A 22395-nucleotide genomic window follows, 5' to 3' on the forward strand; every position below is an offset into this window, starting at 1 on the left:
TGAACAGCGGCGGTCCTGAAATTTCGACTGTCCAAGACCGCAACCTTGAATTATTCGGAGAGGGCAAGCGCGTCTCGGCAGGTGTAATCGGAATGCAGACTTCCCAGGGCCATGTGTCCACTTCGAATAGCGCGATCGATGGCGATCCTGACTTCTTCGATCTGTCGCCATCGCCCATGTGGCTGGAGGATTACAGCGGCGTCAAAGCGCTCTTTACCGAGTGGCGGGACGCCGGCGTAACCGATCTTGCAGACTATCTTGCCGAGGATCCGGAGCGCGTCCGGCGCTGTTCCGCGCTCATACGCGTGCTGAAGGTCAACGAGCGTGTACTCCAGCTCTACAAGGTCGCAGACCTTGCCGAGTTGGAGGAAAAGCTTTCCGTCATATTCAGCGCCGACATGATGAAGACCCACGCCCAGGAGCTTGTGGCCCTGTGGCGGGGCGAACACGCATTCTTCAGCCATACGGTCAACTACACGGCCACCGGCGACAGGCTGGACATCCAGCTATCCGGCAAGATCATGCCGGGGCACGAGGATGACTGGAGCCGCGTTCTCGTCGTCACCGAGGACATGACCGAGCGGGAGGGCGCGCGCGCCGCGCAGGCTGCCAGCGAACGGTTCGCACGGGGTCTGTTCGAGCATTCTCCCGTGTCGTTGTGGGTCGAGGATTTCTCCGAGATCAAGAAGTTGCTGGACGAGCTTCGCTTGCGCGGCATCCAGGATTTCCGGGTGTTCACCGATGTGCACCCGGAGTTCATCAACCGGTGCATGAGCGAAATCCGCGTCATCGACATCAACCACACCACGATCAAGCTGTTCGGCGCGCCGGACAAGCGCGTGCTGCTGCACAGCCTTGGGCGGATTTTCCGCGACAAGATGGTGCAGCCCTTCCGCGAACAGCTCATCGACCTCTGGAACGGCCAGCTCTTTCAGACGCGAGAGGTCGTCAATTATGCGCTGGACGGCCGCGAACTGCATCTGATGCTGCAGTTCTCGGTCCTGCCGGGCGCCGAGCACGACTGGTCGCTGGTGCAGGTGGCGCTGACGGACATTACCGCGCGCAAGGCGGCCGAAGCGTATCTGGAGTTCCTCGGGAAGCACGACGCACTGACCAAGCTGTTCAACCGCTCGTTCTATATCGACGAGTTGAACCGTCTGCAGCGCAGCGGCACCGAGCCGATATCGATCATCATCATCGATCTCAACAACCTGAAAGAGGTCAATGATTCGCTGGGGCACGCCGCCGGAGACGATCTGCTTCGGCGGGCGGGCGAGGTGCTGGGCAAGCTGGTGGAAGCGCCGGGCCATGCGGCACGCATCGGCGGCGACGAATTCGCCCTGACACTACCGGGGCTGGACGAAGTGCATGCCGGCAAGATCCTCAAGGATCTGGACGGGCTCTGCGACCTGAACAACCAGTTCTATTCCACCGCATCGTCGCGGTTGAGCCTGTCGGCCGGGCTGGCCACCAGCCGGGACGGGGAAAGCCTCGAGGCAACCGCGCGCCGCGCCGACAACGCCATGTACATGGCCAAGCGCGAATATCACCGCAAATTGAGCGCCAGCCGTTAAGCCGCATTCCTCATCGACAGACCGGGGTTTGTCGCAGTGCAGCATTACGCCTGCATTGACGTGGTAATACCACGTGCATTAAGTGGTCTTACCACGGCAAGATCAATGGACACCCACTTGATGTCGATCAGACGCGAAGCAATTGAGCATAAGAGCGGCTACGACAGGGTCGTCGCATTCCTGCGCGAAGAGCTTTTGTCCGGTGCGCTGAAGACGGGCGATTGCCTGTTGCCCGAGCGCGAGCTGGCCGCCCAGCTAGGCGTCGGCCGCCCCGTCCTGCGCGAGGCGCTGCGGGCGCTGGCGATGATCGGTGCGCTGGAGATACGGCATGGGGTGGGCACGATCGTAAAGAAGCCCGACGTGTCGACGCTCGGCGAGTTTTTCACCTTCGTTCTGGCGCAGCAGGCCGACGCGATCGACGACATCATGGAAGCGCGCGTGGCCATCGAGCACCACGCGATCCGGCTGGCGTGCCGCCGCGCCGCGCCCGCCGACATGGACCGACTTGCCGCCTGCCTTCGCCGCATCGTCGATACGATCCACAGCGCGGAAGCGGGCGGCGTGGCGGATTTCCAGTTCCACGAAGCCATCGTGCGCGCCGCCGGTTCGCCGACGCTGACCAGCATCTACGGCTCGATATCCAGCCTGATGATGAAGTCCCATCTCGACCGCCGCGAACAGATCATCGCCGTCGACGGCATCGAGGAGTTCCTCATCGATCATCATCGGTTGATCTACGAGGCGATCTCCGCGCGCGACGCCGCGGGCGCCGACGACCTTCTGACCCGCCATTTCGAAATCGGCGCAGAATTCCGCCGCAAGGCCACCGTCAACGCGTTGCGGCAGCAGCCGATGCGTGGTGGGGCCACCCAACCCGACTCGAGGAAAGACTGATGCGCATCATCATCGGCAGCGATCACGCCGGCTACAGCCTGAAGCAGGACCTGCTAGAGCCACTGCGGCAGGCCGGTCACGACCTTGTCGATGTCGGCAGCTTCGACCCCGATCCGGTCGATTTTCCCGATATCGCGCGCGCCGTCTGCGACAAGGTCCGCACCGAGGCGGGGGCGCGCGGCATCCTCGTCTGCGGCACCGGCGTCGGCGCGGTGATCGCGGCAAACAAGATACGCGGCATCCGGGCCGCCGTCTGCCACGACGTCCATTCGGCACACCAATCGGTAGAGCATGACGACGTCAACGTGATGTGCCTTGGCGCGCAGATCGTCGGTCCCTGGCTCGCCAAGGACCTGATCGCATCTTTCCTGTCGGCCGAGTTCGTGACCAGCGATCCGGATTTCGTCCGCCGCGTCGAGAAGCTCGCCCGCCTGGAAGAGGCGAACTGACGGGAAGCAGATCATCCGGGGGGAGGAAACGGACGATGACGGATAGCAAATCGAAGACAGGCCGTGTCGCCTTCGTCGGCATCGGTGTCATGGGGCGGGAGATGGCCCGCAATCTGGCGCAGGCGGGGCATGATGTCATCGCATACGACATCGTCCCCGGCGCGGTATCCGCCCTTGCCGAATACGGCGTCAGGGCGGCGGCCAGCATATCCGGCGCTGTGAGGCAAGCCGATATCGTCGTTTCCATGCTGCCGGACACGCCGCAGGTCGAGATGCTGGTGCATGGCCCGGACGGCCTCCTGGCCATGCCGCCGAAGGGCCGCCTGTTCGTCGATATGAGCACCATTGCGCCGGAAGCGACGCGTCGTATGGGCGAGGCGCTATTGGCTGCGGGCATCGACATGGTGGATGCGCCCGTTTCCGGCGGGCCGGGCGGCGCGCGCGATGCACGCCTGTCCATCATGGCAGGCGGCAGCGTGCCGGCTTTCGAGGCGGCGCTGCCCTATCTGCGCGCCATGGGGACGACCATCAATCATGTCGGCGGCCCCGGAGCCGGGCAGGCGGTGAAGCTGTGCAACCAGCTTGTCTGCGCACTGAACATCCAGGCGATCTGCGAGGCGCTGTCCCTCGGGCGCAGCTTCGGCATCGACCTTGCGCAAATGCGCGAGGTGCTGAAGGGCGGTTCGGCCAATTCATGGATGCTGGACAATCTCGGCGCGGCGATGATCGAGGGCGATACGTCCGCTGGGTTCCGGATCGACCTGATGATGAAGGATTTGCGCCTGGTGCTCGATGCCGCGCGCCAGGGGCCGGTGCCCCTGCCGGCGACGGCGCTGGTGGCGGCGCAATACATGGAAGCGCAGGCGCATGGCGAAGGCGCCAACGGCAACCAGGCCCTGTTCCGCGTCTATGATCGTCTCGCAGGCCTGGAGCGCGGGCAGCCGGCGGGCAGGGCCGCATGACACTCGATTTCGCCTCCATCCTGGCCCGCTGGCAGATGCTGGCGGACGGCGCGTGGCTGACGGTGCAACTGGCCAGCATCACGACGCTGACCGGTTTTCTGATCGGTACGCTGTGCGCCGTGGCGCGGCGGTCCGATGTGCGGTGGCTGTCTTCATTGGCGGGCTTCTATGTGGAGCTGATCCGCAACACGCCCTTCCTGGTGCAGATATTCATCGTCTATTTCGGCCTGTCGAGCCTTGGCTTTTCGTTCTCGGCCGTCACGGTGGCGATCATCGCGCTGACCATCAATGTGGCCGCCTACACGGCGGAAATCATGCGGGCCGGGTTCGATTCCATCCAGAAAGGCCAGTGGGAGGCAGCCGAGACACTCGGTTTGAACCGGCTGCAGCAATACTGGCATGTGGCCCTGCGCCCGGCGATGGAACGCGTCTATCCCTCGCTGACCAGCCAGTTCATCCTGCTGATGCTGGCATCGTCGGTGACCTCGCAGATTTCGACCGAAGAGCTGACGGCGGCTGCCAACTACATCCAGTCCGAAACGTACCGGCCCTTCGAAACCTATATCGTCATCGCGATCATCTATGTCGCGCTGTCGCTGGCGATGCGGCTGGCATTCCACCTTGCCGCTCTGGCGCTGTTTCCGCGCCGCCGCCGCCTCGGCACCAACCTCTAGGGGCGACGGCAATGGAAACCGCACTCAACCCCGGCCATATCCGCTTCCTGCTGGAAGGCGCCGCCTGGACCATGGCCCTTTCGCTGATCGCCTTTGCGGGCGGCGGCGCTGCCGGCTTCCTCGTGGCGCTGGGGCGCATCGCGCCGCTGCGCGCCGTGCGCGCCATTACCACGCTGTATGTCCAGATCGTGCAGGGGACGCCGCTGCTCGTCATCCTGTTTCTCGTCTTCTTCGGCTTGCCGCAGCTCGGGTTTTCCATCTCTCCGCTGATGGCGGCCAGCCTGTCGATGACGATCTATGTCAGCGCCTATCTCGGCGAAATCTGGCGCGGATGCATCCAGTCCGTACCGCAGGCGCAGTGGGAGGCAGCCGAGTGCCTGGCGATGAGCCGCACCCAGCGGATGCTGAAAGTCATCCTGCCGCAGGCGGTGCGGATAGCCACGCCGCCGACTGTCGGGTTCTCGGTGCAGATCATCAAGAACACCTCGCTGGCGTCGGTGGTCGGCTTCGTCGAGATCACCCGTGCCGGGCAGCTTATCAACAATTCCATCTTCGAGCCGTTCGTCATCTACATGATCGTCGCGGCACTGTATTTCTGCCTGTGCTTTCCCGTCTCCGTCTTCAGCCGTCGCCTCGAGCGCCGCGGTGCGTCCCGCCGCGCCCGGCTCGAGCTGACGCCGGCCTGACGCCGCGGCACGCACCAGGTTCAGGGGAGGTCGTTTCATGTCCATCGTCATTCTGGATGACGTCAAGAAAAGCTTCGGGGCGGTGCAGGTGCTGCACGGCGTATCCTTCAGCGTCGAGAAGGGGCAGGTCATGGCGCTCATCGGCGCCAGCGGCTCGGGCAAGAGCACCGCGCTGCGCTGCATCGACCTTCTCGAAACGATCAATTCCGGGCGGATCGAGGTGTGCGGACATCGCCTGGAAGACCCCAGGCTCGACAAGCGCGCGTTGCGGCTGGACGTCGGCATCGTCTTCCAGAGCTACAATCTGTTTCCCCATCTGACCATCGTCGAAAACATCATGCTGGCGCCGGTTTCGGTCAAGGGTGTCGGCCGGGCGCAGGCGCGGGACACCGCGGCGCGCGTGCTGGCAGAGGTAGGCCTGTCGGACAAGTCAGACTTCTATCCCGAGCAATTGTCGGGCGGCCAGCAGCAGCGCGCCGCCATTGCGCGGTCCCTGGCGATGGAGCCGAAGGTGATGCTGTTCGACGAGGTCACCTCGGCGCTCGATCCGAAGCTGACAGGCGAGGTTCTGCGCGTCATCGAGAAGCTGGCCGGCGGCGGCATGACGATGATCATGGTGACGCACGAGATGAACTTCGCGCGGCGCATCGCCGACAAGATCGTCTTCATGCATCAGGGCCGCGTCCACGAGGAGGGCGACGCCTCCATCCTCAGTGCCCCGCGCACGCCGGAACTGGCGGACTTCGTATCCAACGAGCTTTGAAAGAACGGGCGGTATCGCCGCCTGCAACGGGAGGAGAATGACATGAACATGTTGAAAATGGCGCTTGTGGCCGGTGTCGTGCTGTGCGGCGCCAACGCCGCCCTGGCCGATGCGTATGACGACATCATCGCCGCCGGCAAGATCCGTGTATCGACGGACCTCGCCATTCCGCCGTCCGGCATGCTGGACGCCGAGTTGCAGCCGATCGGCTCCGACGTCGAGACCGCCAAGCTTCTGGCGGGCGATTGGGGCCTGGAGCTGGAATTCGTGCCCACCACCGGGGCGACGCGCATTCCCAATCTGCAGACCGGCAAGGCCGACGTGATCATCTCCACCCTGTCGGTTACGCCGCAGCGCGCCGAGGTGATCGATTTTACCGTACCCTACGCCGCACTCAACTCGGTCGTCGGAGCGCCGAAGGCGGCTGACATCTCCGATTGGGAAGGCTTGCGCGGCAAGGCCGTCACCGTAACCCGGGGCACCACGCAGGATACCGCGCTGACGCCCCTGGCCGGAGAGCGCGGCTACACCATCACACGCTACGACGACGACGCCACCATGGTGACTGCGGCGGTCAGCGGCCAGGCCGCCGCCGTGGCGACATCCGAGACGCTGATCAACCAGATCGGCCAACGCAATCCGGAGCTTGGTTTCGAGCCCAAGTTCACCATCCAGGTCTTCGATCTCGCCATGGGCGTGCGCAAGGGCGAAACGCAGCTCAAGGAAAAGCTCGACGCCTGGATTACCGAGAACCTGAAGAACGGCAAGCTCAACGACATTTACCAGAAGTACCACGGCTCGCCGCTGCCGGCCGAAATGCTCAACTGAGACTGTCCTACCGGACGACCCTCTGTTATCGAGACCGCCGGGCGCGCTGCGCCCGGCGGTTCTGGCATCAATCGGGCAGGCGATATCATGGGTAGCATTATCATATTCGGTTCCGTGAACGTCGATCTGGTGTCGCGCGTCACGCGTATCGCCCGGCCGGGCGAGACCGTTCTTTCGGCCTCCTACGACATCTATTTCGGCGGCAAGGGCGCAAACCAGGCGGTTGCCGCCGCCCGTGCGGCCCGTGCAGCCGGCGGCTTCGTGGCCATGGCCGGCGCCATCGGGCAGGATGCCTTCGGCAACGATTGCGCCGCCAATTTCACCGCCGCCGGAGTGGATGTCTCCGCCCTGCAGCGGACCACGGAGCGCACCGGTGTCGCCTTCATATCCGTCGACGACACCGCCGAAAACGCAATAACCGTCGCCAGCGGCGCCAACCTGCGCATTTCCGCCGAAGCGGTGCCCGAGGCGCTCGTTCTGTCGGCCTCGACGGCCATCTTCCAGATGGAAGTGCCGCTGGTCGAGACGCTGGCTTTCGCACAGCGCCTGCCCGACGACGCCACGGTCGTCTTCAATTTCGCCCCGGCGGATGAAAGCGCCGACCCGGCCGTGCTGACTGCCATGCTGGACCGCACGGACATCTTCGTCGTCAACGAGCACGAGGCCGAGGTGGCCGGACGCCTGGCGGGCGGGGCGGATGGGCTGGCCGAACTTGCCCGGCGGTTCGGCGTCCAGCTCGTCGTCACCCTTGGAGCCGCCGGCGTCGACCTTTATTCGCCCGACGGCGCAAGGCAGCATTTCGAGGCGCCCAAGGTTGCCGTCGTGGATACGACGGGCGCCGGTGACCTGTTCACCGGAACGCTTGCCACCAGGGTCGACGAGGGCATGAGCCTTTCAGAGGCGGTCGCGGCGGCGGCGCATGCCGCATCCATCGCCTGTACGCGGCCGGGGGCGCAGGTCGACGTCTTCGCCGAGGCTTGATGCCCCTCGCCATCCGCCGGGTTTGCGCCAGTTTCCGCTGTACCGGTGCCAGGTAAAGCGAGAGGCCGCGACATGCGCATGGAAACCGCCTTCCTGTTCGATCTCGACGGAACGCTCGTCGACAGTGTCTATCAGCATGTGCTGGCGTGGAAGCACGCGCTGGACGAAGAGGGCATCGCCCTGTCCGTCTGGCGCATCCACCGGCGCATCGGCATGAGCGGGGGCCTTTTCACCAACCAGCTCCTGCGGGAAACCGGGCAGGACCTGACGGTCGAGCGCATGGAGCGGCTGCGCCACCTTCATGCCGAAGCGTATCAGGCGCAGAAAGCCAGCGTCCAGCCGCTGCCCGGCGCGCGCGCGCTGCTGCAATGGCTAGGCGAAGCCGGCATACCATGGGCCATCGCCACCAGCGGCCGCATGGAAACCGCGCGCGTCAACCTTGAGGCGCTCGGCGTCGACCCGGACCGCTCCGTTGTCGTCACACGAGATCAGGTGCGTTACGCCAAACCCGACCCGGACCTGTTCCTGGCCGCCGCCGACAGGCTCGGATTTCCGATCGGCAATTGCATGGTGGTGGGCGACGCGATCTGGGACATGCTGGCCGCAACGCGTGCGCGCGCACTGGGTATCGGCCTTCTCAGCGGCGGCTACGGGCGGGAAGAGCTGCAACAGGCCGGAGCCATCCGCGTCTATGACGATCCGGCCGATCTTCTTCAACATATCGATGAGGTTGGCGGACGCCGCTAATCCAGATCGTGAAGAAAAGTTTCCGGCATCGGAACCCAGTTGCCGCCGTCGTTACGGAACTGGGGTATATGCGCTAGGCTGTGGATCAGCCCTGCATCATCCCCCAGGGTCTCGAGCCAGTCGCGCGCTTCGGTCAGGATGACGCCAAGGCCGACGACGTCGCCGCCGGCCCGCCTGACGAGGTCGGCCGCACCCTTCAGGCTGGAGCCTGACGCCACGACATCGTCCACCACGACCACGCGCTTGCCGGCGATCAGCGGCACGGCCTGGCGGTCCAGCAGCAATTGCTGCTCGCGGGTCGAGGTGATGGAGGAAATCGTCTGCACCAGCGCATCGCCGAGATGGATCTTGGGAGATTTCTGCAGCACGACATACCGGTCGAGGTTCAGTGCCCGCGTCGTCTCGATGGCTACAGGAATGCCGAGTGTGGCCGGCCCGACGATGATGTCCGGGCGCAGCGGCGCCAGTTTGTGCGCAAGCGCCGCGCCCGCATGGGCGCCGAACCGGACGCCGAGATCGATGACCATCATCAGCGAGATGGCGAAGTCCGGTTTGATGGCGACGATCGGAAGTTCGATGGCAAGGCCGGCGACATCGACCGTCCAGTGCTGGCCGGTCATGGGGGACTGCGTCATACGGTGCCGCTCCTTGGGGGCAAGGTGGGCTCTACCAGCAGGCCGACATGACGCCAGGTGGTGCGCTTGCGACGCATGTCGAAGCCGTTGATGGCGAGTGACAGGGAAATGGCATGCGCCATGCGCACGGCCTGAACCAGTAGCGGCACGCCGCGTGCAAGCGAGTAGCGCAGCCGCGTATAGAAGGGCACGTCGTCTATCTCCATGCCCCGGGCCCGCTGCGCATCGGCAATGCGCTGGAAATCCTCGCGCAGCATCGGAATGATGCCGAAGGTCAGCGACAGCACCAGCGTTACCACGGGCGGCAGGCGCGCTGCGCTGCATGCGGCCAGGATGGAACCGGGGGTGGATGTCTCCATGACGAAATAGAAGGCGGCCGTCGTGGTAACGAGCCGCGCCGCCATGCCCGCCGCCACCGGGATCGCCTCCTGCCACGGCATGCCCTGTATCGCCAGGTTGACGATCCAGCTTGCCATGACCAGCAGAACCAAAAGGCTGGCGCCCTTCAGATAGGCCGACAGGCCCGGGACGCCGGCTGCCGCCAGAAACAGGACGGTGAGTGCCGCGATCGGCACGCCCCACCACCAGCCGGGCACCGCCCATGCCACCACCATCAGTGCGAAGGCGAGCCCCAGCTTGACGAAGAAATTGATGTCGTGGAAGCGCGTCATGCCGCTGCCCCGATGGCGGCATGACGGGGCGCGCGCCAGCCGAGGGCGGCAAAGGCCGGCGCGGACCAGGCCCGCCGCGTTTCGCCGTCGTAGCTTATGGCGCCGCTATCCAGGACAAGAAGCCGTTCGGTCACGTCGTCCACCATATCCAGATCGTGAGAGATGATCAGCACCGCGCCGCCGCGCCGCGTCTGCGCCTTAAGGAAGGTGTCCAGCATCTGCCGGCCATGCAGGTCGCGGCCGAAGAGCGGCTCGTCCAGAATAGCCACGGCGGCCTGCGCGGCGTCGGCGCAGGCAAGGCCAAGCAGCGCCTGCTGGCGGGCGGAGAGGGCGAAGGGATTGGCCTCCGCAAGGGCGGTGAGCCCATAGGTGGCCAGCGCCGCCGAAGCCCGATTTTGGGCATCGTCGTCGGCCGGCCCGCCGGCCGTTACGGCAAACACCACTTCCTCCCGCACCGTCATGTTGAACAGGACGCGCCGCATATTCTGCGGCAGATAGGCGAGCGAACGCGCGCGGCGCGCGACAGTCCAGCCCGACGCGTCCGCGCCGTCGATCACGATGCGGCCGGCGATAACCGGCGCAAGCCCCAGCAACACCTGGAACAGCGTGGTCTTTCCTGCTCCGTTGCGGCCGATCAGCCCCACGACTTCGCCCGCCCGCAGGCGGAAACCGGCATTGGACAAGACGGGCTGCCCGTCGCACCGCCGCAACCGGGTGCGAACCCCTTCCACGACAAGCCGTTCCGGGCCTGGTGCCACCGTATCCAGCCGTCCGCGGCGGCTTGCCGGGGCGATGAGCCCGCATGCGGCCCATGCAGCGTCGTCGGAAAGGCATTCGGCGGTCGGCTGACGCCCGGTCAGCCGGCCGTTTCGCAGCAGGTGGACGGCGTCGGCCAGTTTCTCGAAGGGAACGGCGTTCTCTTCCGTTATGAGGATACCCATCCTGTCGGTGGAGGCGCGCTCCAGCAGCGCAACCAGCCGCACTGTGGCGGCAGGGTCGAGCCCGGTCGTTGGCTCGTCCAGCACCAGATAGCGGGGATTGCCCGCCTGCGCCGCCGCCAGCGCGACCATGCGCCGCTCTCCGCCGGACAGCGTCAGCACCCGCCGCCCACGCAAGGCGTTCAGCCCGAAATCATGGATCAGCGCGTTGACGCGCTCGCGTATAGCGGGTTTCGCCATCCCGTGGTTTTCCAGCGGGAAGGCGATCAGGTCTTCCACGCCGAGATCCCACAACTGGTCCTCGACGTTCTGGCCGACAGAGCCGACCGCGCCGAACAGGGAGCCGCGGTCCAGCCGCCCGGCATCTTCCCCGCCGACGCGGTGGATGCCGGAATAGACGGTGGGTGTCACCAACCGTGGAACGATCCCTGCGGCGACAGAGGCAAGGGTGGATTTGCCGGCACCGGCGCTGCCGCAGACGAGCAGCCTTTCGCCGGGTTCCAGCGTAAGGGAGCAACCGTCGAGCACGGGTGCAGCGTCGCCATGCGCGACGACAATGTCTTTGAGTTCGAGCACGATGGGATCAGAAGCGCGTGAAACCGGTAGGGTGAGCCGATTTTAGCAGCTTGATCGCCGGTCGCACAAGCAGCGGCGTTCCGATCAGCATGGGCACGATGTCCGAAAGGCCCAGATACATGACCGCCCACCAGAAGGGGAATATGCCAAGCCAGGCCAGGCTGGCGGATACCGCAACCACCATGACCAGCCCAACGATCAGGCAGGTTGCCGCAAGTTTGACCAGCGCCGGCATGTCGAACTTGGTGCGGGCCGGGTCGAACAGCATGCCGGGAACGAGCCCCGTCAGGCCCACCATGACGCCATCGACGATCAGCGAGTGCGCGGGGATGAACGTCCCGGCAAGAAGAGACCAGACGATCGTTCCGAGATAGCCGCAGATGAATCCGCTTTTCCAACCCAGCAGAATGCCGACCAGCGGCGGCAGGAAGGCGAAGATGCGCCACTGGATGACACCCGGCACCAGTTGGATCGGGTTGGCGTAGGCCCAAAGCACGCCCGTTGCGGCGGCCGCCACGATAGAGAGGACCAGGGGGAAGAGCGTATTGCCCTCGTGGGGCGCGGCGGTGGTGGACATGAAAGAAACCTTTTGTGTTGCCCATTCGAGGATGCAATCCACGTGCCAGATTTTTGCGGCATGGCGGCAACTAACGGTCGTGCTCCCGCGCGAAGCCGTGCCATAGTTGCTCCATACGGTTCATGTGCGAGTGGGGTCAGGCATGGCGGAAGCGGGTTTGTCGGGGACGGTCGGGCCGGCTGTCGTTCTTCTTGCATCGGCAGTGGTTGCCGTACCGCTGTTTCGGCGTCTGGGGCTGGGCTCGGTGCTCGGTTACTTTGCCGGTGGCCTGCTGGTGGGGCCTTCGATCCTCGGAATATTCACCGACCCGGCCACGATCCTGCACATCTCCGAACTCGGCGTCGTGATGTTCCTGTTCCTGATCGGGGTGGAGATGCGGCCGCAGAAGCTGTGGGCCATGCGTACGCAGATCTTCGGGCTGGGGCTCGCGCAGGTCGTCTTGTGTATCGCGCTTCTGACGGCGGCCGCGATGATGCTGGGCTTCTCGCTGCCGGTCGCCTTCGTTGCGGGCGCAGGTTTCGTGCTGTCGTCCACGGCCGTCATCATGTCGGTGTTGCAGGAGCGCGGCGAAATCGCATCGGAAAGCGGTCAGCAGTCCGTTTCCATCCTGTTGCTGGAAGATCTGATGATCGTGCCGCTTCTGGCGGTCGTGGCCTTTCTCGGCGCAACCGGTGTCGGTGAAGGCGATGGGCTGACGCTCATGTCCTTCGTCGCGCCCGTTGCGGCGGTTGCTTTCGTCGTAGCGGCCGGGCGCTGGCTGCTGGACCCGTTCTTTGCGCTGCTGGCCCGGTCGCGCACCACCGAAGTCCTCACCGCCGGTGCGCTTCTGGTGGTTCTTGGGTCGGCCCTGCTGATGGAATTCGTCGGCCTGTCGATGGCGATGGGCGCGTTCCTGGCCGGCGTCATGCTGTCCGGCTCCAGCTACCGCCACCAGATCGAAACCGATGTGGAGCCCTTCAAGGGCTTGCTGATGGGCCTGTTCTTCCTTGCGGTCGGCATGTCGCTGGACCTGTCGGTCGTGGCCGCCCAATGGCCGATGATCCTGGCCCTTCTGGCGCTGTTCGTCGTGGTCAAGTCCATCGGCATCTATGCCGTTGCCCGCGCCTTCGGCTCGCCCAACCTGGCAGCCCTGCACCGGGTTTCCATCTTCGCGCAGGGCGGCGAGTTTGCCTTCGTGCTGTATTCGGCGGCGGTGGGCGGCGGCGTCATCACCGGGCCGGAAAACGCCATCTTCGCAACGGTGATCATCCTGTCGATGGCTCTGACACCGCTGATCACCATCTTCGCCGACAGGCTGTTGCAGGACGATCAGGTTTCGCTGGACGGCGTAGAGGAGCCCGACGGCCTCAAGGGACGCGTTTTGATGATCGGTTTCGGCCGCTTCGGCCAGATCGCATCGCAGCTTCTTCTGGCGCAGGCCGTCGACGTATCGCTGATCGACAACGATCCCGACCGTGTCCGCGAGGCCGGCAGGTTCGGCTTCAAGGTCTTCTACGGCGACGGAACGCGGCTGGATATCCTGCGCCAGTCGGGCGCGGGGACGGCCGACATCATCATGCTGTGCGTGGACAAGCCGGCAGAGGCCGACCGCATGGTCGAACTGATCCGCGAGAATTTTCCCAATGCGCGCATACTGGCGCGCTCCTTCGACCGCGGCCACTCGATCCGCCTGCGGCAGGCCGGGGTGGACTTCGAGCTGCGCGAAACGCTGGAATCGGCCATCGTCTTCGGTGGCGCGGGCCTGAAGATGCTGGGCATGACGAGCATGGACGTCGAGGAAGTGACCGCCGACATACGCCAGCGCGACGAAGACAGGCTGCTGGCGCAGGCCCAGGGCGGCATCATGGTCGGCAACGATACGATGCTGGTGGAGCCACGGCCCGAACCTCTGGTCCAGCCGCGCAAGCGCAAGCAGCGGGAGACGGAAAACGAGCCTGCCGCCGCCTGATGCTCAGGACAGGCGCTGCCCGCTTTGCGGATCGAAAAGATGGACATGCGCAGGATCTCCGGCAACGGATACACGGTCGCCTGTGGCAACGGTGGAGCCGCGCGGAAACTGCACGGTGATCATGCCGATTTCGGTATCGAGATAGCCGAATGTCTGGCTGCCCAGCCGTTCGACCATCGAGATTTCTCCGCTGAACCAGCCGGTGGCGTCAGCGCCATCGACGACAAGCAGATCTTCCGGGCGGATGCCGAAGACGACCTCGCTGCCGGAAAGCCGACGCGACACGGGCAGTGTCAGCGAGGTGCCGGGAAGGGCGATGCTTATGCCATCGCCGGCGGCGGGCTGGGCCTTGAGTGTCGGCGTATTCATGGTCGGGCTGCCGATGAAGCGTGCGACGAACAGCGTCTCCGGCCTGAGATACAGGTCCATCGGTGCGCCGACCTGTTCCATATGGCCCTTGTTCATCACCACGATGCGGTCGGCCAACGTCATGGCTTCCACCTGGTCGTGCGTCACGTAGAGGGTCGTGGCGCGCATCCGGCGGTGCAGACGCGCGATTTCCAGCCGCATTTCCACTCGCAGCGCGGCGTCGAGGTTGGATAGCGGCTCGTCGAACAGGAACGCGTCCGGATGGCGGACGATGGCGCGGCCCATGGCCACGCGCTGCCGCTGCCCGCCCGAAAGCTGTGCGGGCTTGCGCTCCAGCAGCTCGTCCAGCTTGAGGATATCGGCTGCCTGGCCGACCTGATTGTCGATCTCGGCCGCGGCGGTGTCCCGCATCTTCAGGCCGAAGCCCATGTTCTCCTTCACGCTCATATGCGGGTAGAGCGCATAATCCTGGAACACCATCGCGATGTTGCGCTCGGCCGGTGGCAGATGCCCGACCGGCTTGCCGGCAATGAACAGCTCCCCGCCGGAGATCTCCTCCAGCCCCGCAACCATGCGAAGGAGGGTGCTTTTCCCGCAGCCCGAAGGGCCGACCAGCACGATGAACTCGCCGCTCTCGATTTCCAGCGATGCCGAATGGATCACCTCCACCGAGCCGTAGGTCTTACGGATGTTCTGCAGTGCGATGGCGGACATGTTCCGAACCCTCCCGAGATATCGGCCTTGATCTTGATTATCATTATCGATAACGATATCGATCTACAAGGGCAAGAAAGGCGGTGCGTGGCGATGAACATCGCTCTCGAAACAAGGGCGCGGCGTGCCACGGCGATGAAGTCCTATGCGGTGCTGAGCGCGCTCAAGCGCGACATCATGCTGGGGGATCTCGGGCCGGGCCAGACGCTGACGGAGCTGGAGCTGGCGGGGCGGTTCGCCTGTAGCCAGGGCACCATCCGCGAGGCGCTGCTTCAATTGCAGGATGAGGGGCTCGTCGTACGGCAGGGCCATCGCGGCACCGTCGTCTCTGCCTGCACGGAGGTCGAAGCGGTGGAACTGTTTCGCATTCGCCGGTCCATCGAGGGGCGGGGCATCCGCCGCGCGGTCGCGGGCAGAAGCCGGACGCTTGTCGCGGACCTGCGCATGCTGGCCGAGGCCATGGAGACGGCGGCTGAAGCCGGCGACGAACTCGAGCTGGCCTCGCTCGACAGGGATTTTCACCGGCGTCTCTTTGCAGATGCGGAACTGCCGGCGCTGGATACGATCCTGCATCGCTGCCTGGTGCACAATCACCGCTTCAAGATTTCTCGCAGCACCACCGCCGAGCGCGATCTCAGGCAGACGGCCCGGCGACATGCGCCCATCGTTGCCGCCGTCGAGGCGGGCGACGCAGAGGCGGCGGCGCGCGCGCTGGATCATCACATCGTCACCATCGTCGATTTCGGCCCGGCCGTCTTCCCGGAGATGGGCGCATGACGTCCTCGATGGACCGGACGTTGTCTTCCGGCATGGCCAAGGTTTTCGCTGTACTGGCAGCGGAGGGCCCCGCACCGGACGTCACCCTGATGGAGCCTTCGGCGGGCCGGGCTGAAGCAGAGCGGGCCAATGCGCGCTGGAACGTCGACCTGCCGGAGATGGCGGGGGTCTCGGATCTCATCGTTCCATCCGACGGGCCGCTTGGCGCCGTGGACGTGCCGTTGCGGCTGCTGGTGCCGCATGGCGCGCGACCGGGCCTTGTCCTTTACGTGCACGGCGGTGGCTTCGCGTACTGCAGCCCGGCCACGCACGAGCGGTGCGCGCGCATGCTGGCCGTGGCGTCCGGCATGGCGGTCGCCTTGCCGGCGTACCGGCTGGCACCGGAGCATCCGTTTCCGGCCGGGCTGAAAGATGTCGTGTCCTGTATGCGGCGGGGCATGGAGGTCGTGGCCGGCCATGGCGTCGTGCCGGGGCCGCTCTTCCTGGCCGGTGATTCCGCCGGTGCCAACCTGGCGGTGGCGGCCATGCTGCATGACGGGGCGGACGCAATTGCCGGTGCGCTGCTGTTCTACGGCGTCTACGACGCCGATTTCGACAGCGAAAGCTACCGGTTCTTTGCCGAAGGCCCTGGGCTGACGCGCGGCAAGATGCAGCGTTACTGGAACTGGTACGTGGCGGACACAGCGTTGCGCGACGACCCTCTGGTCGCCCCGCTCAAGGCCGATGACCGGGCCTTGAAGGCGCTGCCGCCGCTGCATCTGGTGGCTGCCGGCATCGATCCGCTGCTGTCCGACAGCATCGCCTTTGCAAACCGTCTGGCCGGCCTCGGGCGCGGGGAGCGCCTGCACATCGTTCCAGGCGTGGTGCACGGATTTTTGCAGATGTCGCTGCTTTTGCCGGAGGCCCGCGCGGTGCTGGCGGATGCGGGGGCTTTCATACGCGCGCACGCCTGAAGGCGCGCCAAACCTTTGGACTGATCTGGGAGGATACAAGTCATGCTACGCAAACTGATGCTGTCGGCCATCGCAACGGGGGCGGTGCTTGCTGCCGTCCTGCCGGCCAATGCGGCTGAGACCGTACGGTTCTGGTACCATTTCGATAATCCGGAAAACCCGATGAGCGAGCTGATCGCGAAATTCGAGGCGGCCAACTCCGATATCACCATCGAGGCCGAGAACATTCCGTGGAACAGCTATTACGACAATCTGTACACTGCCCTGATCGGCGGTAATGCGCCGGATGCGGCGATGGTCAAGCTGTTCGCGCAGCCGCGCCTGCTGGAAATGGGGATGCTGGAGCCGATCGGCGCGCAGATCGATGCGTGGCCCGGCAAGGCCGACCTGCTGGAAGGGGTGCTGGATCTCAACAAGGGTCCGGATGGCGAGGCCTATTACCTGCCGATCCAGTATGTGACCCTGTACCTCTATTATCGTGCCGACCTGCTGGAAGCGGCCGGCATCCAGCCCCCCAAGACGTGCGACGAGTTTCGCGCGGCGGCCAAGGCCCTGTCGAGCGGCGACACCTATGGTTTCGGCTTCCGTGGCGGCAAGGGCGGCTGGGACCAGTGGGGCACCTTCGTGATGTCGCGCGGGGCGAAGCTGGAGCCGGGCGGGCTCGATACGCCGGAAGCAATCGCCGCAAACCAATGGCTGGTCGACATGTTCCGGGAGGACAAGTCCATCCCGCCATCGGCGCCCAATGACGGGTTCCAGGAAATCATCGGTGCGTTCAAGGCCGGGCGTACGGCCATGACGATCCACCATATCGGCTCGTCGAACGACCTTGTCGCGGCGCTCGGCGACAAGGTCTCCGCCGTGCCCGTGCCGGCATGCGACGGCACGGCCTGGACGTCCTATGGCGATGAATCGCTTGCCATCTTCGCCAATTCCGGCGTCAAGGATGCGGCCTGGAAATGGATTTCCTTCTTGGCGGAAGGGCAGAACAACGTCGATTTCGTCAAGGCGACCAACCAGATGACGGTGACGCGCAGCGGTTCGGAAAACTGGACCAATCACGAAAAGCGCTTCGTCGACGCCACGGTGCAGTCGCTGCCCTTCGCGCATGTCCTGCCGCAGACATCGGCCACCGCCGACTTCGTCAATACCGAGTGGCAAACGGCCATGCAGCAGGCGCTGACGGGGCAGATCACCTCCGAAGAGATGATGCAGCGGCTTCAGGGCCTGTTCCAGTAATGACGGCGCTGTCGGAACTCGATGCGATGGAGCGGCGTCCGCGCCGCTCCATTCGCCACCGTATCATGCCCTATGCGCTCCTGGCGCCGGCGCTGATCGTAACCTTCGTCGTCGTCTTCATGCCGATGCTGGAAGCGGTGGTGACGAGCCTTTATGAGCTGGTCCTGTTCCGTCCGAATGCCAGCCGCTTCGTAGGCCTTGGAAACTATGTCGCCCTGTTCGGCGATCCTGTCTTCTGGACCGCCCTCTGGCAGACCTGCATCTGGATCGGCCTGACGGTGCCCCTGCAGATGGGGCTTGGCCTCATTGCGGCGCTGCTTCTGAACAAGGAGTTTGCCTGGCGCGGCATCGCCCGTGCACTGGTGATCATACCCTGGGCGCTGCCAAGCGTCGTCATAGCGCTGATGTGGCGGTGGATCTACGATCCCACCACCGGCGTGCTCAACGATCTTCTTATCTACCTGTCCATTCTGCAGACGGCCGTTCCCTGGCTGGCCGATCCGGACAAGGCCCTGTACGCCGTCATCGCAACGCTGGTCTGGCAGGGCTTTCCCTTTTTCACGGTCATGATCCTCGCCGGCCTGCAAGGCATTCCGCGCAGCCAGTACGAGGCGGCGTCGATCGACGGCGCCAGCGCGTGGCGGCAGTTCCGCCACATCACGCTGCCGGGCATTGCGCCCATCCTTGCCACGGCGGGCCTGCTGCGCATCATCTGGGTGGCCAATTCGATGGACGTGATCTTCGTCATGACGGGCGGCGGACCCGGCTACGCCACCTATACGCTGCCGCTCTACGCCTTCATCAAGGCACGGCAGAACCTGGATTTCGGCTACGGAACCTCCATCGCGGTCACCTTCACGATCCTGCTTGGCGTCGTGGTTGCACTCTACATCGCGCGGTCCATGCGGGAGGTCGAAAAATGAACCGTGCAAGCTTTCTGTCCCGGCTGCTGACCGTGCACCTGCCTGTCCTGGCGATCGTGCTGATCGCCCTTGGCCCCTTCCTGTGGTTGATCCTGACGTCGTTGACGCCGTCTGCCGATATCGCCGCGCGCGGCGTGGCGCTGACGCCGCAGGGGTGGAGCATCGACAATTACACGCGGCTGATCGAGCAGACGTCGTTTCTCGGCAATATGGGCCATAGCCTGATCGTGGCGCTGGGGACCGTCGTCGTCGGGCTGGTGGTGTCGGTTACGGCTGCCTACGCGTTCTCGCGGTTCCGCTTCTTCGGCCGGCGGGCGCTGATGCTGCAGTTCCTGCTCGTCAACATGTTCCCCGTCGTGCTGCTGATCCTGCCGCTGTTCATCATCATGCGGAAGATCGGCATTCTCGATACGCATGTGGGGCTGATCCTCGCCAACGCCACGACGGCGATACCCTTTGCGGTGTGGATGTTGACGAGTTACGTCAACGCCATCCCCAAGAGCCTCGACGAAGCGGCGATGATCGACGGATGCTCGCGGCTGAAGGCGTTGCGGCGGGTGATCCTGCCCTTGGCCGTGCCGGGCATCATCTCCACCGGGATCTACATCTTCATCACCGCGTGGAACGAGTATCTCTACGCCCTTACGCTTGGCGGCCGCAACGTGCGTACCGTCACGGTGGCCATCCAGACGCTGATCGGCGAATACCAGATCGAGTGGGGGTTGCTTGCCGCCGGCGGCGTCGTCGGCGCGTTGCCCGCGACACTTCTGTTCCTGCTGGTGCAGCGCCGTCTGGTCGGCGGGCTGACGCAGGGCGCGGTGAAGGGTTGAGCCCATGCCGCACCACATCAATCCAGGCTTGAAGGAAATCGAGACCATGAACCCGATCGGGTTGATCTCCATGCAATATGCACGTCCGTTCACAGCGGAGCATTTTCCGCTCTTCGACAAGATGAAGTCGCTCGGATACGATTTCGTCGAGCTGCTGGTACCCGAACCGGGAGAGCTCGACCCCGCCGAGACGGCCCGGGCGTTGAAGGATGCCGGCCTTGGCGTGGTGCTGGCCGCACGTGTGAACCTGCAACGCAACCTTTGCTCCGACGATGCGTCGGCACGGGCGGCCGGTGTCGATTATCTGCGCTATGCCACGGATGTCGCGGCGGCGATGGGCTCGACGATCGTCGGTGGACCCTTGACCGGCAATCCGCTGGTGTTTGCGGGGCGGCCGCCCCAACCCGTTTCCGACGACCAGCGCAAAGCGCGCAAGGACCATGCCGTAAAAGGGTTGCGGGCAGCGGGCGAGCATGCGGCAAAGGCCGGCGTGATGCTGGCGGTAGAGCCGTTGAACCGCTTCGAAAGCGATGTGCTCTGCACCACGCATCAGGCGATGGAACTGTTGGATGCGGTGGACCATCCCGCCGTCGCGCTGATGCTGGATACGTTCCATATGCATATGGAAGAGGCCTCGATCGCAGAGGCCATCCTTTTGGCCGGCCCGCGGATCTGCCATTTCCAGGCAAACGAGAACCATCGTGGCTTTCCCGGCACGGGCGCCACCGACTGGGTTTCCGTCTGCCGCGCACTGCGCGAGGTCGGCTATGCCGGCCCGGTGTCGCTGGAGCCGTTCCGGCGCGACGATGACAGGTTTGGCGTACCCTTTGCCCAGTGGCGGGCGCCGCATGAAGACGAAAGCGATCGGCTGGCGGCCAGCGTCGATTTCATCCGTTCGCACCTCCAGCTTGCAGGCTACAGACGATGACGTTGAAAATCGGGTGGATCGGTTGTGGCGTTCACGCCACCCAGATGTTGCTGCCGCAATTCGTGCGGCATGACGTGGAAATCGTCGCCCTGTGCGACGTGGATGGAGCGCGGCTGGCCGCCGCCGGACGCCAGTTCGGCGTGCGCACGCTGCATTCGGATGCCATGGACCTCATTGCCACGCCGGGTATCGATGCCGTCGGCATGGCGGTCGGGCCGGACCAGCATCTGGCATTCGGCCTCGCTGCGCTGGAAAGGGGTCTGCCCGTCTTCATGGAAAAGCCGCCAAGCGGAAGCGCCGCCGGAGCGGAGCAGTTGGCGCGCGCCTCCGACAAGGCGGGCAAGCCGCTGCTGGTCGGCTTCATGAAGCGCTATTCGGTCGGCAATCGCATCGCCGCCAATATCCTGCGCTCGGGGCGTTTCGGCGACGTGCTCGGCCTGACGGGCTATTACATGACGGCACCCGGCTATTTCGCCGGTAACGTCGATTATACGGGCTTCCTGCTACATCACTGCGTGCACTACATGGACCTTGTCTCGTTCCTCGTTTCGCCGGTACGGCGTATCGAGGCGCGGAAGGTGGAAAAGACACCCGGCCGCATCCTGTTTCACACGCAGTTCGACTTCGAGTGCGGCGCCATCGGAACCATCGCCATGGGGACGATCCAGTCGCGCAGCACACCGGTCGAGCGCATCGAGATCATGGGCGATCACCAACGCATAGAGGTCGAGGACGTGGTGGAGATCCGCTGGCATCGCAACCCACCCTTCAAGGTGGACGATCTTGGCGCAACGCTTGCGGACGATAGCGACAGCCTGACGTGGAAGCCCAATTTCACGGCTGCGGCGAACGAGGACTACAAGGGCTATCACGCCTTGCTGGCGGATGTTCTGCCGGCTCTTGCCGGCGCCGATACCCCGGCGCCGGACATTCATGACGGCCTTGTCGCTATGCGGCGCCTGGAAGACATGCGCGCGAAACTGGACATCTGACGGACGGCGGCATCGCCGCGCGCACCGCGGCGATGCCGATAGACAGGCGTCAGCCGATGCTTATGCGCAGCTCGCCTAGCCCGTCGATCGTGCCGACGAGTTCGTCACCGGTGACCACCGGGCCGACGCCGTCGGGTGTGCCGGTCATGATGACGTCGCCTGGTTCCAGCGAGAAATAGCGCGACAGCGTGGAGATGATTTCCGGCGTCTTCCAGATCATCAGAGACAAGTCCGAATCCTGCTGCACCCTGCCGTTGACGGCAAGGCGGATGCTGCCGGAAGAGGGATGCCCCACCTCCGATACGGGATAGACGGGCCCGCAGGGCGCGGAATGGTCGAAGGATTTCTTCATTTCCCAGGGCAGGCGGGGGGCGTCCGGCTGCCCCGTCACGCGCCGCCGCGTCATGTCGAGGCAGATGCCATAGCCGAAGACATGGTCCAGCGCCTCGGACTCGGGGATGTCGTAGCCGCCGGACTTCATGACCGCCATCAACTCCAGCTCGTAATGGAAATCGTCGGTACCCGGCGGATAAGGCACCGTCTCGCCCGACTGCACCACCGCGTCGCGCGGCTTCTGGAAGACCAGCGGAAAGTCGCGCGTTTCGTCGCCCCCCATCTCGCGGACATGCGCGACATAGTTGCGCCCGACGCAGTAGATGCGCCGCACGGGATAGCGATCATGGCTTCCGATGACGGGCAGTGTTGGTTGTGCAGGGGCGGGGACGACCATCTTGGGTGCGTTCAGCATGGCATGATCCGGATTTCGT

24 protein-coding genes are annotated in these 22395 nt (G+C 64.7%); 18 read left to right on the plus strand and 6 right to left on the minus strand.

Annotation, left to right across the window (positions count from 1 at the left end; all coding sequences use genetic code 11):
* Positions 1-92: 92 nt before the first annotated feature.
* From AUL31_RS04895 to AUL31_RS04940, 10 genes are all read left to right on the plus strand, one after another.
* Positions 93-1574 (plus strand): sensor domain-containing diguanylate cyclase, encoded by a 1482-nt coding sequence (locus AUL31_RS04895; protein ID WP_060602351.1) that lies wholly within the window; start codon positions 93-95, stop codon positions 1572-1574.
* Positions 1575-1694: 120 nt separating this feature from the next.
* Entirely contained in the window at positions 1695-2468 is a 774-nt protein-coding gene (locus AUL31_RS04900; protein ID WP_060602354.1) for a FadR/GntR family transcriptional regulator, read from the plus strand.
* Positions 2468-2917, plus strand: a complete 450-nt coding sequence (gene rpiB / locus AUL31_RS04905) for a ribose 5-phosphate isomerase B (RefSeq protein ID WP_060602233.1) — start codon at positions 2468-2470, stop codon at positions 2915-2917. The genes AUL31_RS04900 and rpiB overlap by 1 nt, the downstream gene beginning before the upstream one ends.
* Positions 2918-2952: 35 nt before the next feature.
* A complete protein-coding gene (locus AUL31_RS04910) occupies positions 2953-3879 on the plus strand; it encodes an NAD(P)-dependent oxidoreductase (RefSeq protein ID WP_060602234.1) in 927 nt (308 codons plus the stop codon).
* The gene (locus tag AUL31_RS04915; protein WP_060602235.1) at positions 3876-4553 is read left to right on the plus strand and encodes an amino acid ABC transporter permease; all 678 of its coding nucleotides are present in this window, start codon (positions 3876-3878) and stop codon (positions 4551-4553) included. Before AUL31_RS04910 ends, AUL31_RS04915 begins: the two co-directional genes overlap by 4 nt.
* Positions 4554-4564: 11 nt before the next feature.
* Positions 4565-5239 (plus strand): amino acid ABC transporter permease, encoded by a 675-nt coding sequence (locus tag AUL31_RS04920; protein ID WP_060602239.1) that lies wholly within the window; start codon positions 4565-4567, stop codon positions 5237-5239.
* 37 nt (positions 5240-5276) lie between these two features.
* Complete coding sequence (locus AUL31_RS04925; protein ID WP_060602243.1) at positions 5277-6002, plus strand: amino acid ABC transporter ATP-binding protein; 726 nt, start codon at positions 5277-5279, stop codon at positions 6000-6002.
* A 48-nt stretch (positions 6003-6050) separates the two neighbouring features.
* On the plus strand, positions 6051-6830 hold the full coding sequence (locus AUL31_RS04930) for a transporter substrate-binding domain-containing protein (protein WP_060602357.1): 780 nt from the start codon (positions 6051-6053) through the stop codon (positions 6828-6830).
* An 87-nt stretch (positions 6831-6917) separates the two neighbouring features.
* Positions 6918-7811: a ribokinase gene (locus AUL31_RS04935; RefSeq protein ID WP_060602245.1), complete on the plus strand. Its 894-nt coding sequence runs from the start codon at positions 6918-6920 to the stop codon at positions 7809-7811.
* A 72-nt stretch (positions 7812-7883) separates the two neighbouring features.
* The gene (locus tag AUL31_RS04940) at positions 7884-8558 is read left to right on the plus strand and encodes an HAD family hydrolase (protein WP_060602248.1); all 675 of its coding nucleotides are present in this window, start codon (positions 7884-7886) and stop codon (positions 8556-8558) included.
* Here AUL31_RS04940 and AUL31_RS04945 read toward each other — a convergent pair.
* Genes AUL31_RS04945 through AUL31_RS04960 form a run of 4 tightly spaced genes read right to left on the minus strand, consistent with a single transcriptional unit; the run spans position 8555 to position 11955 of the window.
* Positions 8555-9193, minus strand: coding sequence for a phosphoribosyltransferase family protein (locus tag AUL31_RS04945; protein ID WP_060602251.1), 639 nt, complete (start codon positions 9191-9193; stop codon positions 8555-8557). The genes AUL31_RS04940 and AUL31_RS04945 overlap by 4 nt on opposite strands.
* Positions 9190-9864, minus strand: coding sequence for an energy-coupling factor transporter transmembrane component T family protein (locus tag AUL31_RS04950; RefSeq protein ID WP_060602254.1), 675 nt, complete (start codon positions 9862-9864; stop codon positions 9190-9192). The genes AUL31_RS04945 and AUL31_RS04950 overlap by 4 nt, the downstream gene beginning before the upstream one ends.
* On the minus strand, positions 9861-11378 hold the full coding sequence (locus tag AUL31_RS04955) for an ABC transporter ATP-binding protein (RefSeq protein WP_060602257.1): 1518 nt from the start codon (positions 11376-11378) through the stop codon (positions 9861-9863). The genes AUL31_RS04950 and AUL31_RS04955 overlap by 4 nt, the downstream gene beginning before the upstream one ends.
* A gap of 7 nt (positions 11379-11385) precedes the next feature.
* Positions 11386-11955, minus strand: coding sequence for a hypothetical protein (locus AUL31_RS04960; protein ID WP_060602260.1), 570 nt, complete (start codon positions 11953-11955; stop codon positions 11386-11388).
* A gap of 142 nt (positions 11956-12097) precedes the next feature.
* Here AUL31_RS04960 and AUL31_RS04965 point away from each other — a divergent pair, with 142 nt between their 5' ends.
* A complete protein-coding gene (locus AUL31_RS04965; protein ID WP_060602263.1) occupies positions 12098-13903 on the plus strand; it encodes a monovalent cation:proton antiporter-2 (CPA2) family protein in 1806 nt (601 codons plus the stop codon).
* Between the two features lie 3 nt (positions 13904-13906).
* Here AUL31_RS04965 and AUL31_RS04970 read toward each other — a convergent pair whose 3' ends face one another.
* The gene (locus AUL31_RS04970; protein ID WP_060602265.1) at positions 13907-14986 is read right to left on the minus strand and encodes an ABC transporter ATP-binding protein; all 1080 of its coding nucleotides are present in this window, start codon (positions 14984-14986) and stop codon (positions 13907-13909) included.
* Positions 14987-15079: 93 nt separating this feature from the next.
* Here AUL31_RS04970 and AUL31_RS04975 point away from each other — a divergent pair, with 93 nt between their 5' ends.
* The 7 genes from AUL31_RS04975 to AUL31_RS05005 are packed head-to-tail and all read left to right on the plus strand — an operon-like array spanning position 15080 to position 21628.
* A complete protein-coding gene (locus tag AUL31_RS04975; protein WP_060602360.1) occupies positions 15080-15763 on the plus strand; it encodes a GntR family transcriptional regulator in 684 nt (227 codons plus the stop codon).
* Complete coding sequence (locus AUL31_RS04980) at positions 15760-16716, plus strand: alpha/beta hydrolase (RefSeq protein WP_143190129.1); 957 nt, start codon at positions 15760-15762, stop codon at positions 16714-16716. The genes AUL31_RS04975 and AUL31_RS04980 overlap by 4 nt, the downstream gene beginning before the upstream one ends.
* Positions 16717-16758: 42 nt before the next feature.
* Positions 16759-17955, plus strand: a complete 1197-nt coding sequence (locus AUL31_RS04985; RefSeq protein ID WP_244489320.1) for an ABC transporter substrate-binding protein — start codon at positions 16759-16761, stop codon at positions 17953-17955.
* On the plus strand, positions 17955-18878 hold the full coding sequence (locus AUL31_RS04990) for a carbohydrate ABC transporter permease (protein WP_060602268.1): 924 nt from the start codon (positions 17955-17957) through the stop codon (positions 18876-18878). The genes AUL31_RS04985 and AUL31_RS04990 overlap by 1 nt, the downstream gene beginning before the upstream one ends.
* Entirely contained in the window at positions 18875-19708 is an 834-nt protein-coding gene (locus tag AUL31_RS04995; RefSeq protein ID WP_060602272.1) for a carbohydrate ABC transporter permease, read from the plus strand. Before AUL31_RS04990 ends, AUL31_RS04995 begins: the two co-directional genes overlap by 4 nt.
* Positions 19709-19754: 46 nt before the next feature.
* Complete coding sequence (locus AUL31_RS05000) at positions 19755-20636, plus strand: sugar phosphate isomerase/epimerase family protein (RefSeq protein WP_060602371.1); 882 nt, start codon at positions 19755-19757, stop codon at positions 20634-20636.
* A complete protein-coding gene (locus AUL31_RS05005) occupies positions 20633-21628 on the plus strand; it encodes a Gfo/Idh/MocA family protein (protein WP_060602275.1) in 996 nt (331 codons plus the stop codon). Before AUL31_RS05000 ends, AUL31_RS05005 begins: the two co-directional genes overlap by 4 nt.
* Before the next feature lie 49 nt (positions 21629-21677).
* Here the strand turns inward: AUL31_RS05005 and AUL31_RS05010 are convergent, their stop codons facing one another.
* On the minus strand, positions 21678-22376 hold the full coding sequence (locus tag AUL31_RS05010; protein ID WP_060602278.1) for a fumarylacetoacetate hydrolase family protein: 699 nt from the start codon (positions 22374-22376) through the stop codon (positions 21678-21680).
* Positions 22377-22395 lie beyond the last annotated feature (19 nt).

The organism is Aureimonas altamirensis (assembly GCF_001463885.1).
In the GTDB taxonomy this organism is placed as follows: domain Bacteria; phylum Pseudomonadota; class Alphaproteobacteria; order Rhizobiales; family Rhizobiaceae; genus Aureimonas; species Aureimonas altamirensis.

Coding starts and splice junctions, on each gene's coding strand:
- AUL31_RS04925 (WP_060602243.1), top strand. CDS start 5,277: ATGTCCATCGTCATTCTGGATGACGTCAAGAAAAGCTTCGGGGCGGTG.
- AUL31_RS04995 (WP_060602272.1), top strand. CDS start 18,875: ATGAACCGTGCAAGCTTTCTGTCCCGGCTGCTGACCGTGCACCTGCCT.
- AUL31_RS04975 (WP_060602360.1), top strand. CDS start 15,080: ATGAACATCGCTCTCGAAACAAGGGCGCGGCGTGCCACGGCGATGAAG.
- rpiB (WP_060602233.1), top strand. CDS start 2,468: ATGCGCATCATCATCGGCAGCGATCACGCCGGCTACAGCCTGAAGCAG.
- AUL31_RS04950 (WP_060602254.1), bottom strand. CDS start 9,864: ATGACGCGCTTCCACGACATCAATTTCTTCGTCAAGCTGGGGCTCGCC.
- AUL31_RS04945 (WP_060602251.1), bottom strand. CDS start 9,193: ATGACGCAGTCCCCCATGACCGGCCAGCACTGGACGGTCGATGTCGCC.
- AUL31_RS05005 (WP_060602275.1), top strand. CDS start 20,633: ATGACGTTGAAAATCGGGTGGATCGGTTGTGGCGTTCACGCCACCCAG.
- AUL31_RS05010 (WP_060602278.1), bottom strand. CDS start 22,376: ATGCTGAACGCACCCAAGATGGTCGTCCCCGCCCCTGCACAACCAACA.
- AUL31_RS04990 (WP_060602268.1), top strand. CDS start 17,955: ATGACGGCGCTGTCGGAACTCGATGCGATGGAGCGGCGTCCGCGCCGC.
- AUL31_RS04895 (WP_060602351.1), top strand. CDS start 93: ATGCAGACTTCCCAGGGCCATGTGTCCACTTCGAATAGCGCGATCGAT.
- AUL31_RS04935 (WP_060602245.1), top strand. CDS start 6,918: ATGGGTAGCATTATCATATTCGGTTCCGTGAACGTCGATCTGGTGTCG.
- AUL31_RS04900 (WP_060602354.1), top strand. CDS start 1,695: ATGTCGATCAGACGCGAAGCAATTGAGCATAAGAGCGGCTACGACAGG.
- AUL31_RS04980 (WP_143190129.1), top strand. CDS start 15,760: ATGACGTCCTCGATGGACCGGACGTTGTCTTCCGGCATGGCCAAGGTT.
- AUL31_RS04970 (WP_060602265.1), bottom strand. CDS start 14,986: ATGTCCGCCATCGCACTGCAGAACATCCGTAAGACCTACGGCTCGGTG.
- AUL31_RS04985 (WP_244489320.1), top strand. CDS start 16,759: ATGCTACGCAAACTGATGCTGTCGGCCATCGCAACGGGGGCGGTGCTT.
- AUL31_RS04940 (WP_060602248.1), top strand. CDS start 7,884: ATGCGCATGGAAACCGCCTTCCTGTTCGATCTCGACGGAACGCTCGTC.
- AUL31_RS04965 (WP_060602263.1), top strand. CDS start 12,098: ATGGCGGAAGCGGGTTTGTCGGGGACGGTCGGGCCGGCTGTCGTTCTT.
- AUL31_RS04915 (WP_060602235.1), top strand. CDS start 3,876: ATGACACTCGATTTCGCCTCCATCCTGGCCCGCTGGCAGATGCTGGCG.
- AUL31_RS04920 (WP_060602239.1), top strand. CDS start 4,565: ATGGAAACCGCACTCAACCCCGGCCATATCCGCTTCCTGCTGGAAGGC.
- AUL31_RS04910 (WP_060602234.1), top strand. CDS start 2,953: ATGACGGATAGCAAATCGAAGACAGGCCGTGTCGCCTTCGTCGGCATC.
- AUL31_RS04930 (WP_060602357.1), top strand. CDS start 6,051: ATGTTGAAAATGGCGCTTGTGGCCGGTGTCGTGCTGTGCGGCGCCAAC.
- AUL31_RS04960 (WP_060602260.1), bottom strand. CDS start 11,955: ATGTCCACCACCGCCGCGCCCCACGAGGGCAATACGCTCTTCCCCCTG.
- AUL31_RS05000 (WP_060602371.1), top strand. CDS start 19,755: ATGAACCCGATCGGGTTGATCTCCATGCAATATGCACGTCCGTTCACA.